Origin of the sequence: Klebsiella indica (assembly GCF_005860775.1) — a bacterium.
Classification (GTDB): domain Bacteria; phylum Pseudomonadota; class Gammaproteobacteria; order Enterobacterales; family Enterobacteriaceae; genus Klebsiella; species Klebsiella indica.
In genome coordinates this window covers 152,706-164,676 of the sequence record NZ_VCHQ01000024.1, presented here as the reverse complement: position 1 = coordinate 164,676, position 11,971 = coordinate 152,706, and the positions used below count along the sequence as shown (strand labels likewise).

The window sequence follows — 11,971 nt, the reverse complement described above, 5'->3', positions numbered from 1 at the left end:
GCTGTCCCCTCACCCTCTCCCCCTCAACGGGGAGAGAGAACCGATCGCGCGATGTAAGCCCGGGAGAAAAACCCGATCATCCTGCCGATTTTCGCCCTCTCCTTTTGGGAGAGGCCGGGGTGAAGGAAATCTGACTTGCCTGCTATTTCGGAGCACATTATGTTAGAAGATCTCAAACGCCAGGTACTGGAAGCTAATCTGGCCCTGCCAAAGCACAACCTTGTCACGCTGACCTGGGGCAACGTCAGCGCCGTTGACCGTGAACGGGGCGTGCTGGTGATCAAACCCTCCGGCGTCGACTACAGCATAATGACCGCCGAGGATATGGTTGTGGTGAGTCTGGAAACGGGCGAAGTGGTTGAAGGCAATAAGAAACCCTCTTCTGATACGCCAACGCATCGTCTGCTGTATCTGGCATTCCCGACGTTGGGCGGCATCGTCCACACCCATTCCCGTCACGCCACCATCTGGGCGCAGGCCGGGTTGTCGATTCCCGCGACCGGCACCACCCACGCCGACTATTTCTATGGCGCAGTCCCCTGTACTCGCCTGATGACCGACGATGAAATCAACGGTGAATACGAGTGGGAGACCGGGGCGGTGATCGTCGAAACATTCCGTGAAAAAGGCCTCGATCCGGCGCAAATGCCCGGCGTGCTGGTGCACTCCCACGGGCCGTTTGCCTGGGGGAAAAACGCCGAGGATGCAGTACATAACGCCATCGTGCTGGAAGAGATCGCCTATATGGGTATTTTCTGCCGCCAGCTGGCGCCGCAGTTGCCGGATATGCAGCAGACGCTGCTGGATAAACACTACCTGCGCAAACATGGCGCGAAAGCCTATTACGGGCAGTAACGGCACAGCATTCCCGGCTCGCGCTGCGCTTAGCCGGGCAACAGGTGCACAGCCGTCTGCGGGACTGGTAGCCCGGACAGGTGCGCAGCGCCGCCTCCGGGAGATAGCGCACGCCACACCTGTATAAAACCCCAGCATCACGCCATAAACCAGGTTATAATCAGGCCTGGTTTTTATTGATGAGAGCACGGCGTGACGCAGCCACGAGAAGGTTTTTTACTCACCCGTCACTGGCGGGATACCCCGCAGGGCACCGAACTGACGTTCTGGCTGGCGACCGATAATGGCCCGCTGGAGGTTACGCTGCCGCCGCAGGAATCCGTCGCGTTTATCCCTGAATCCCAGCGCGCGCAGGTTGAGCGCCTGCTGCAGGGGGAAAACGGCCTGCGCCTTGCGCCTCTCGCCCTGAAAGATTTTCACCGCCAGCCCGTTTTTGGCCTCTACTGCCGTGCGCATCGCCAGCTTATGCGGCTGGAAAAGAAGCTGCGCGAAAACGGCGTCACGGTATACGAAGGCGATATTCGCCCGCCGGAGCGTTACCTGATGGAACGCTTTATTAACGCGCCTGTATGGGTAGAAGGCGACGCGCGCGGTCGGCAACTGGTCAACGCCCGGATGAAGCCCAATCCCCACTACCGCCCACCGCTAAAATGGGTTTCGCTGGATATTGAAACCAGCCGTAACGGCGAACTCTACTGCATCGGTCTTGAAGGATGCGGTCAGCGTGTCGTCTATATGCTTGGTCCTGAACCCGCCTCAGCGCCTGCCGTCGATTTCGATCTGCACTACGTCGCCAGCCGCCCGCAACTGCTGGAAAAGCTAAACGCCTGGTTTGCCGTTCACGATCCTGATGTGCTGATCGGCTGGAACGTGGTGCAGTTCGATTTACGCGTTTTACAAAAGCACGCCGAGCGTTACCGTATCCCGCTAATACTCGGCCGCGGCAACAGTGAACTGGAGTGGCGCGAGCACGGTTTTAAAAACGGCGTCTTCTTTGCTCAGGCCAACGGCCGCCTGATTATCGACGGCATTGAAGCGCTTAAATCGGCATTCTGGAACTTCTCCTCTTTTGCGCTGGAGTCGGTCGCCCGCGAACTGCTCGGCGAGGGCAAAGCCATTGATAATCCCTGGGATCGGATGGATGAAATCGACCGCCGTTTTCACCAGGATAAACCAGCGCTGGCCACCTACAACCTGCAGGACTGCGAGCTGGTCACCCGCATCTTCCATAAAACCGAGATCATGCCGTTTTTACTGGAACGCGCCACGGTCAACGGCCTGCCGGCGGATCGTCACGGCGGCTCGGTAGCGGCCTTCAGCCATCTCTATTTCCCGCGTATGCACCGGCTGGGCTACGTCGCGCCGAACCTCGGCGAAGTGCCGCCGCAGGCCAGTCCCGGCGGCTACGTGATGGACTCACGCCCCGGCCTGTACGACTCGGTGCTGGTACTGGACTATAAGAGCCTGTACCCGTCGATTATCCGCACCTTTCTGATTGACCCGGTGGGGCTGGTTGAAGGGCTGGCGCAGCCCGATGACGCGCACAGCACCGAAGGCTTCCTTGGCGCCCGTTTCTCGCGAGAAAAGCACTGCCTGCCGGGGATTGTCGGGCAAATCTGGCACGGGCGCGACGAGGCCAAACAACATAAAAACAAACCGCTGGCGCAGGCGCTGAAAATAATCATGAATGCCTTCTACGGCGTGCTCGGCACCAGCGCCTGCCGCTTTTTCGATCCGCGTCTGGCCTCATCCATCACTATGCGCGGACACGCGATTATGCGCCAGACCAAAGCGCTGATTGAATCCCGGGGCTATGACGTTATCTATGGCGATACCGACTCCACCTTCGTGTGGCTCAAACGAGCCCATAGCGAAGAGGAGGCCTGCAACATCGGCCGCTCGCTGGTGGCCTTCGTCAACGAATGGTGGGCGACGGCGCTGGGCAAAGAGGAGCTCACCAGCACCCTGGAGCTGGAGTTTGAAACCCACTTCTGTCGCTTTTTAATGCCCACCATTCGCGGCGCCGACACCGGCAGTAAAAAGCGCTATGCCGGGATGATTCAGGAAGAAAACGAACAGCGAATGGTGTTTAAAGGGCTGGAAACGGTGCGTACCGACTGGACGCCGCTGGCCCAGCAGTTTCAGCAGGAGCTCTATCTGCGCATCTTCCGCCATCAGCCCTATCGCGACTATGTGCGCGAGACCATCGATAAGCTAATGAGCGGCGAGTTTGACGATCGGCTGGTCTATCGTAAACGCCTGCGCCGTCCGCTGGTGGAGTATCAGCGTAACGTGCCGCCCCATGTCCGCGCCGCAAGGCTCGCGGATGAGCAAAACGTCAGGCTGGGCAGGCCGCAGCAGTACCAGCAACGCGGCAGCATTAAATACGTCTGGACCCTCAACGGCCCTGAGCCGGTGGATTATCAACAATCACCGCTGGATTATGAGCACTATTTGTCAAAGCAATTACAGCCGGTCGCCGAAGGAATTCTTCCCTTTGTCGACGATGATTTTGCTACAATTGTGACCGGGCAACTGGGCCTATTTTGATATTGCCTTACGCACGCCGCTGGCACAAAAGCCGAAAAATGAAGGGCGAGGAGGTGGTGACGAACGTTCCGCCATCCAGTAATATAGCGCCCTTTCCATTCCCGGACCCAATTTTAACGCATCTTCGATTCTTTCGGAGATAAGCAACTATTGCCTGCAATTAAAGAACTAAAGAGCCGAACATATATGCCTTTTACACTTGGTCAACGCTGGATTAGCGATACAGAGAGCGAACTGGGATTAGGGACGGTCGTTGCCCTGGATGCGCGCATGGTTACCCTGCTTTTCCCCGCCATCGGCGAAAACCGTCTGTACGCACGCAACGACTCCCCCATCACCCGCGTAATGTTTAACCCGGGCGATACCGTCACCAGTCATGAAGGCTGGCAACTCCAGATTGACGAAGTTAAAGAAGAGAATGGCCTGCTGACCTATACCGGAACCCGTCTCGATACCCAGGAAACCAACATCAGCCTGCGGGAAGTCCTGCTCGACAGCAAGCTGGTCTTCAGCAAACCCCAGGATCGTCTGTTTGCCGGGCAAATCGACCGTATGGACCGTTTCGCCCTGCGCTATCGCGCGCGCAAATTTCAGAGCGAACAGTATCGCATGCCCTGGAGCGGTCTGCGCGGCCAGCGTACCAGCCTGATCCCACATCAGCTGAATATCGCCCACGACGTCGGTCGCCGCCACGCGCCCCGCGTCCTGCTGGCGGATGAAGTCGGTTTAGGAAAAACCATTGAAGCCGGGATGATCCTCCATCAGCAGTTGCTCTCCGGCGCTGCCGAACGCGTACTGATCGTGGTACCGGAAACCCTGCAACACCAGTGGCTGGTGGAAATGCTGCGTCGTTTTAACCTGCGCTTTTCCCTGTTTGATGACGAGCGCTACGCCGAAGCCCAGCACGACGCCATTAACCCGTTCGAAACCGAACAACTGGTTATCTGCTCGCTGGATTTTGTGCGCCGCAGTAAACAGCGTCTGGAACATCTGTGTGACGCCGAATGGGATCTGATGGTGGTCGATGAAGCGCACCACCTGGTGTGGAGCGAAGAGTCGCCGAGCCGTGAATACCAGGCCATCGAACAACTGGCGGAACGCGTGCCGGGCATTCTGCTGCTCACCGCCACCCCGGAACAACTGGGGATGGAGAGCCACTTTGCCCGTTTGCGCCTGCTCGATCCCAACCGTTTCCACGATTTCGCCCAGTTTGTTGAAGAACAGCAAAACTACCGTCCGGTTGCCGATGCCGTCGCCCTGCTACTGGCTGGTAAGAAGCTGAACGACGCCGAGCTGAACGCGCTTAGCGACCTGATCGGCGAGCAGGATATTGAACCGTTATTGCAGGCCGCCAATAGCGACCGTGATGACGCGCAGACCGCGCGTCAGGAACTGGTATCCATGCTGATGGACCGCCACGGCACCAGTCGCGTGCTGTTCCGCAACACCCGTAACGGCGTCAAAGGCTTTCCGAAACGCGAACTGCATACGATTCGTCTGCCGTTGCCGACCCAGTACCAGACGGCCATCAAGGTTTCCGGCATCATGGCCGCACGCAAAACCGCAGAGGAACGTGCCCGCGATATGCTCTACCCGGAGCAGATATACCAGGAATTTGAAGGCGATACGGGTACCTGGTGGAACTTCGACCCGCGCGTCGAATGGCTGATGGGCTATCTCACCAGTCATCGCTCGCAGAAAGTGCTGGTGATCTGCGCCAAAGCGGCCACTGCGCTACAGCTGGAGCAGGTGCTGCGTGAGCGCGAAGGTATTCGTGCGGCGGTGTTCCATGAAGGGATGTCCATCATCGAGCGTGACCGCGCCGCCGCCTGGTTTGCCGAAGAAGATACCGGGGCTCAGGTGCTGCTGTGTTCTGAAATCGGCTCCGAAGGGCGTAACTTCCAGTTCGCCAGCAATCTGGTGATGTTCGATCTGCCGTTCAACCCGGATCTGCTGGAGCAGCGTATCGGCCGTCTTGACCGTATCGGCCAGGCCCACGATATTCAGATCCACGTGCCGTATCTGGAAAAAACCGCCCAGTCGGTGCTGGTGCGCTGGTATCACGAGGGACTCGACGCCTTCGAACATACCTGCCCGACCGGTCGCACCGTCTACGATAGCGTGCATAACGAGCTGATTAACTATCTCGCCGCGCCGGAAAACAGCGATGGCTTCGATGAGCTAATCAAAACCTGCCGCCAGCAGCACGAAGCGCTGAAAGCGCAACTGGAACAGGGCCGTGACCGTCTGCTGGAGATCCACTCCAACGGCGGTGAAAAAGCCCAGCGGCTTGCGGAAAGCATCGAAGAACAGGACGACGACACCAGCCTGATCGCCTTCTCCATGAACCTGTTTGATATCGTCGGTATCAACCAGGACGATCGCGGCGAAAACCTGATTGTGCTGACCCCGTCCGATCATATGCTGGTCCCGGATTTTCCGGGCCTGCCGGAAGATGGCTGCACCATTACTTTCGAACGTGATGTCGCCCTGTCCCGTGAAGATGCGCAGTTCATCACCTGGGAACACCCGCTGATTATCAACGGTCTGGATCTGATCCTCTCCGGGGATACCGGCAGCAGCACCATCTCGCTGCTGAAAAACAAAGCACTACCGGTAGGAACACTGCTGCTGGAACTGATTTACGTCGTGGAAGCGCAGGCGCCGAAACATCTGCAGCTTAACCGCTTCCTGCCGCCGACGCCGGTGCGCATGCTGCTTGATAAAAACGGCAATAACCTCGCCGGTCAAGTCGAGTTTGAAAGCTTTAACCGCCAGTTGAGCGCCGTTAACCGTCACACCGGGAGTAAACTGGTCAACGCCGTCCAGCAGGATGTGCACGCAATTTTGCTACAGGGCGAGGGCCAGGCGGCAAAAGCGGCCCAGGCGCTGATCGATGCAGCGCGTAGCGAGGCGGACGACAAGCTGAGCGCTGAACTGTCGCGTCTGGAAGCGCTGCGCACCGTTAACCCGAACATCCGCGATGATGAACTGGCGGCTATCGAGAACAACCGTCAGCAGGTGATGGACGCCCTGGGACAAGCAGGCTGGCGTCTTGATGCGCTGCGCTTAATCGTGGTCACTCACCAGTAACGGAACGCGAATATGGCGATGGAAAACTACAATCCGCCGCAGGATCCCTGGCTGATTATCCTCTACCAGGATGAGCACATTATGGTGGTCAACAAGCCCAGCGGCTTGCTGTCCGTGCCGGGTCGGCTGGAGGAGCACAAGGACAGCGTGATGACGCGCATTCAGCGCGACTTCCCGCAGGCCGAATCGGTGCACCGGCTGGATATGGCCACCAGCGGCGTGATTGTGGTCGCCCTGACCAAAGCGGCAGAGCGCGAACTCAAGCGCCAGTTCCGCGAACGAGAGCCGAAAAAGCAGTACGTCGCCCGCGTGTGGGGGCATCCGGAAAAAGCGCAAGGTCTGGTGGATTTGCCGCTGATTTGCGACTGGCCGAACCGGCCAAAGCAGAAAGTGTGTTACGAAACCGGCAAAGCGGCGCAAACCGAGTATGAAGTGCTGGAATTCACGGAAGATAACACTGCCCGCGTGCGCCTGAAGCCCATTACCGGGCGTTCGCACCAGTTGCGGGTGCATATGCTGGCGCTGGGCCATCCGATTCTCGGCGATCGCTTTTATGCTCCGCCGGAAGCGCTGGCCATGGCACCGCGTCTGTTACTGCACGCCGAAACGCTGACCATTACCCATCCCGCTTACGGTAACGCGATGACGTTCCGCGCGCCGATCGATTTCTGACCGGTCGACGATCTCCGTCCCGGTCGTGCCGCCAGCGGCGCACCCGGGACGCTTATAGTACCAACAGGAAGCTCGCGTTAATCGCGGGCAAACCACGCATCAATCATCTGTTCAACGCGGGCAACAACCTGCCCGGTTTCGTGACGACGACTACGGGCGCAGGCGTGCGCCGGTTCTTCACACAGCAAGCAACGGCGCTTATCTTCTCCCATCGACTGCCGGCCAACCAGGCCATTTTTCGGGCAGATCACATCAATATCCCACAGACGGCCCAGCGGATGACTCTGCTCCAGATCGGTACAAAACGCTTTGATTTCACTCGCGTTATGTTCAACGCACCACAGCGCTTCCGGCCCGGTCGGCAGCCATAGCACCTGACGGTCCAGGGTGTGCCAGCGGTGTGTCCATAACATCTGGTCACAGGCCTGCAGCGCCACGCCCATCATATTGCGATAGCGAATGCTGTCTTTTACCGCGCCAGGCGTTACCAGGGTCAACGAAATGACCGGCTGTTGATAATGGGCCAGCCAGTCGGCCTGGCGAGCCGCACGCTGCTCTCTCGCCGCCAGCAGCGCCTCCATGCTTACGCCCTCACAGGCGGGACTATCCACCGACATTTGTTTCTCTCCTCATCAATAAAAGACAGCGCTCAGGCGACCGTCGCTCTCACCAATTTCGGCGCTGATTGTATCGCTAAATGCACCGCATTTTGGAGACAGGACGCAGAAATTTTCTGCGTCATTTTGCGATAAATAACAGACTTAATCGTTACAAAAAAGTTAAATCATGCCAGGAAATGACTAAGAAAAAGCAATCCCAGCGAAACATTAATCGCGCCGCCGATTCGCGTGGCAATCTGGGCAAACGGCATCAGATTCATGCGGTTGCCGGACGTCAGAATCGCCACATCGCCGGTACCGCCCTGACCGCTCTGGCAGCAGGAGACAATCGCCACGTCAATCGGGTACATGCCAATCTTTTTCCCTACCAGGAACCCCGTCGCCACCAGCGCCGACACGGTACTGATAATCACCAGCAGATTGGTCACGGTAAATGCGTTAACCAGCTCCTGCCACGGGGTGATCGCCACGCCGACAGCAAACAGAATCGGGTAAGTCACCGCCGTGCGGAAGAACTTATACACCATCTGCGACCCCTCCTGCAGACGAGGAGAGACGCCGTTCGCCAGTTTGAGCAGCACCGCGAGGAACAGCATTCCCACCGGCGCTGGCAAGCCGATCATCTTCTGCCCCAGCATACCCAGCATGTACAGCAGTACCGCCAACAGCGCGCCGGACGCCAGCGTCGTCACATCCATTTTGCCCTCGGCAGCCTTTTCACCCTGTATCTCGTTGCGGCGGTTTGGCATCAGTTGCCCTTCACCGGTTAAATGCGGGAAGCGTTTACCCAACTGATTCAAGCCGCCGGATATAACAATCGCGGTCAGACTCCCCAGCATCACCATCGGCAGAATCCGACCTAAAGCAACGCCCTGTTCCATATGCATCAGCGCGGCGTAGCCAATTGACAGTGGTATCGCGCCTTCCCCTACGCCACCGGCCATAATTGGCAACACAATAAAGAAGAATACCTGAAACGGCTCCAGACCCAGCACGGTACCGACGCCGACCCCCACCAGCATGCCAACGATTTCCCCACACAGCATCGGCAAGAAAATCCGCAAAAAACCCTGAATCAGCGTGGTACGGTTCATGCTCATAATGCTGCCGACGATAATGCAGCAAATATAGAGATAGAGAATGTTGGTCGATTTATAGAATTTGGTGGTTGATTCCACTACCACATCCGGCAGCAGTCCGTAATGCACCAGCGCCGAAGGAATAAAGGTCGCGCAGATGGCCGCCGCCCCGAGCTTCCCCAGCACCGGCAGGCGTTTACCAAATTCGCCGCAGGCAAAACCGAAAAAAGCCAGTGTCGCCACCATAACCACAATATCGCTCGGTAGCTTGCCGCCCAGACAATCTATCGCGATCAGGCCGCCGGCCAGCAAAAACAGCGGCAAGGGGATAATACCGACTTTCCAGTTATCAAGAATGTGCCACCAGCGCTGTTTTAGCGGTGCTTTCGGCGTATTAATAGGATCGATGGTTGCAGGGAATGCGTTGTCTGTGGTGCTCATGATTAAGCCCTCTGATTATTATTCCTTTGCAGATTAGAGCGCCACGCACAGACTTAATGTGAGGATCAACAGATTAAAAACGAAGTTTTTATGGTCACTATGGTTTTTATGGTTTTTATTATTGGTGTGATATCGCGCTGATTTATTGGCGTGGTTTTTATGGTTTTTAAATCCGTGGCCGAATTCACCTTGATAAATCACCGCCAGCGGATAATGCTGGTACCAGGCCCCTGCCCTGCGTGGACGCTCAAAAGTTTCCCTCAAGAACCCTGTTGGCATTGCAAAAGATGATCGCCTGCCGCCACTCTGATATTGTGCATAATACTTATGAAAGTTTCATTTCAATTTAAGTTATTCATTTCGTTGGTCGCCTTTTTCTCAGTGCTGTTCTCACTGTTCGGCGTTTATTATTATTTCGACGCCAGCCATCAGCTTTATCAGGAAATGAGCGCCCGGGCGAAAATACAGGCAGAAGAAATCGCCCTGATGCCGGATTTACGTCAGTGGGTGGCGCGTGAAGACGCTCAAGCCATCAAACCGTTTATGCAACATATCGCCAGCCGCAGCGACGCCAGTTTTATTGTGATTGGCGACAAGCATGGCCTGCATCTGTTTCATTCGGTCCATCCGGAATGGGTTGGCACCCGGCTGGTTGGCGGCGATAACCAGGCCGTACTGGAGGGGAAAAGCATCACCACCATCCGTAAAGGCGGGCTGGGGATTTCCCTGCGCAGCAAAGCGCCCGTTTTCAATGACGCAGGCCAGGTTATCGGGATTGTTTCCGTCGGCTACCTCACCAGCTATCTCGACAGCATTACGCTGGAAAAAGCGCTCAATCTCTTTATCGCCGCATTGATACTGCTGATCGCACTGTTTGTATTCTCCTGGTACTTCACCCGCAGCATCAAAAAACAGATTTTTTCGCTGGAACCACGCGAAATCGGCCTGCTGGTTCGCCAGCAAAAAGCAATGATGGAATCGATATACGAAGGCGTGATTGCGATCGATCATAATCGGCGCATTGAAGTGATTAACCACGCTGCCCGCAGCCTGCTCGGGCTGACCCAGCCCGCGCACCAACTGCGCGGTAAATCAATCGATAGCGTCATTACCCCACAGCCGTTTTTCACCGGCGATGAGATGCTCGAAAACGATACTCACGATGAGTTGTGCCGATTTAACCAGCTTACCGTCCTCGCCAGCCGGGTACGCATCATGCTGGAAAATGCGCTACAGGGTTGGGTGATTACCTTCCGCGATCGCGATGAAATTAACTCCCTTAGCGCCCAGCTCAGCCAGGTAAAACGCTATGTCGATAACTTGCGTATTATGCGTCACGAGCAGCTAAACCGTATGACGACGCTTTCCGGTCTACTGCATATGGGCCACTATGATGAGGCGATTCGCTATATTCAGGCCCAGTCGGAACACGCCCAGGAACTGCTGGACTTTATCTCATCGCGTTTTCATTCCCCGACGCTGTGCGGCCTGCTATTGGGTAAAGCCGCCCGCGCACGGGAGAAAGGGGTGGAACTCAGCTTTGACCCCGCCTGCCGTATTGACCGCCCGCTGCCGTCATTGATGGAGTCTGAACTTATCTCTATCATCGGTAATTTGCTGGATAACGCCATTGAGGCCACCCAGCGCGCTGCGCCGCCGCACGAAGCGGTCGAGATCCTGATTCAGCTTAATGCCCGGGAATTAATCATTGAGGTGGCTGACCGCGGGATCGGTATTCGCCCGGAAATCCGCGAGCGCATTTTTGAACGCGGCATCACAACCAAAACCCGTGGCGATCACGGTATTGGTCTTTATCTTATTGAGCACTATGTCACCCAGGCTGGCGGCACGATTGAAGTGGCCGATAACACGCCGCGCGGCGCGATTTTCACGCTGTTTATTCCCGCCAACGGGCCAGCCCTTCCGCAACAAGAGACGCACTATGCATCATGACCTGGTCGATGTACTGATCATCGAAGATGAAAGCGAACTGGCGCGGCTGCACGCCGAGCTTATCCACAAACACCCGCGCATGCGACTCACGGGAATGGCGGCATCCCTCGCCCAGGCGCGGCAGATACTCAACGCCAGGCCGCCGCAGCTGCTACTGCTTGATAACTACCTGCCGGACGGAAAAGGCGTCACCCTGATGAACGACCCCATTCTGGCCCAGGCTAACTGTTCGGTGATTTTTATTACCGCCGCCAGTGACATGGAAACCTGCAGTCTGGCAATCCGCAACGGTGCTTTCGACTACATCCTCAAGCCGGTGTCATGGAAGCGTCTGAGCCAGTCGCTTGAACGGTTCGTGCAGTTCTACGATCAACAGCGCGAATGGAAGATTGTCGACCAGCAGAACGTTGATTCACTGTATCAGTTGCAGGCGAAAAACTTCCGCGCCGAAAGCGGCAGTAAAGGCATTGAAGAAAAAACCCTGGCGCGGGTGCAAAGCCTGTTTACCGACAGAGAAGATCGCTGCTTTTCGGTTGATGAAGTGGTAAATGAGGCGGGGTTAAGTAAAACCACCGCCCGACGCTATCTGGAACACTGCGTGGAAATCGGCTTTCTGGATGTGGAAATGCTATACGGCAAAATCGGCCATCCGCGGCGGATGTACCGCCGCGCCGTCGGCACATCGTAACGCCGTCTCCCGCGCCGGGG

At 56.7% G+C, this 11,971-nt stretch carries 8 protein-coding genes; 6 read left to right on the top strand and 2 right to left on the bottom strand.

What is annotated here, in order from left to right; genetic code table 11:
• Window positions 1-159 precede the first annotated feature (159 nt).
• The 4 genes from araD (at window position 160) to rluA (ending at window position 7,170) form a co-directional block, all read left to right on the top strand.
• The gene (araD, locus tag FE839_RS16815; protein ID WP_138361924.1) at window positions 160-855 is read left to right on the top strand and encodes an L-ribulose-5-phosphate 4-epimerase; all 696 of its coding nucleotides are present in this window, start codon (window positions 160-162) and stop codon (window positions 853-855) included.
• A gap of 192 nt (window positions 856-1,047) precedes the next feature.
• Window positions 1,048-3,405 carry a DNA polymerase II gene (polB, locus tag FE839_RS16810; protein WP_138361923.1) on the top strand — a complete coding sequence of 786 codons (2,358 nt, stop codon included), beginning with the start codon at window positions 1,048-1,050 and terminating at the stop codon, window positions 3,403-3,405.
• Between the two features lie 186 nt (window positions 3,406-3,591).
• Window positions 3,592-6,498 carry an RNA polymerase-associated protein RapA gene (gene rapA / locus FE839_RS16805; protein WP_138361922.1) on the top strand — a complete coding sequence of 969 codons (2,907 nt, stop codon included), beginning with the start codon at window positions 3,592-3,594 and terminating at the stop codon, window positions 6,496-6,498.
• 12 nt (window positions 6,499-6,510) lie between these two features.
• A complete protein-coding gene (rluA, locus tag FE839_RS16800) occupies window positions 6,511-7,170 on the top strand; it encodes a bifunctional tRNA pseudouridine(32) synthase/23S rRNA pseudouridine(746) synthase RluA (RefSeq protein WP_138361921.1) in 660 nt (219 codons plus the stop codon).
• A gap of 77 nt (window positions 7,171-7,247) precedes the next feature.
• Here rluA and citX read toward each other — a convergent pair whose 3' ends face one another.
• Both citX and FE839_RS16790 read right to left on the bottom strand, forming a co-directional pair.
• The gene (gene citX / locus FE839_RS16795) at window positions 7,248-7,787 is read right to left on the bottom strand and encodes a citrate lyase holo-[acyl-carrier protein] synthase (RefSeq protein WP_138361920.1); all 540 of its coding nucleotides are present in this window, start codon (window positions 7,785-7,787) and stop codon (window positions 7,248-7,250) included.
• A gap of 167 nt (window positions 7,788-7,954) precedes the next feature.
• A complete protein-coding gene (locus FE839_RS16790; RefSeq protein WP_138361919.1) occupies window positions 7,955-9,310 on the bottom strand; it encodes a 2-hydroxycarboxylate transporter family protein in 1,356 nt (451 codons plus the stop codon).
• A gap of 327 nt (window positions 9,311-9,637) precedes the next feature.
• On the opposite strand from FE839_RS16790, the gene FE839_RS16785 reads away from it, so the two are divergent.
• Both FE839_RS16785 and FE839_RS16780 read left to right on the top strand, forming a co-directional pair.
• Window positions 9,638-11,263, top strand: coding sequence for an ATP-binding protein (locus FE839_RS16785; protein WP_138361918.1), 1,626 nt, complete (start codon window positions 9,638-9,640; stop codon window positions 11,261-11,263).
• The gene (locus tag FE839_RS16780; protein WP_138361917.1) at window positions 11,253-11,951 is read left to right on the top strand and encodes a response regulator; all 699 of its coding nucleotides are present in this window, start codon (window positions 11,253-11,255) and stop codon (window positions 11,949-11,951) included. The genes FE839_RS16785 and FE839_RS16780 overlap by 11 nt, the downstream gene beginning before the upstream one ends.
• The last annotated feature ends 20 nt before the right edge of the window (window positions 11,952-11,971 follow it).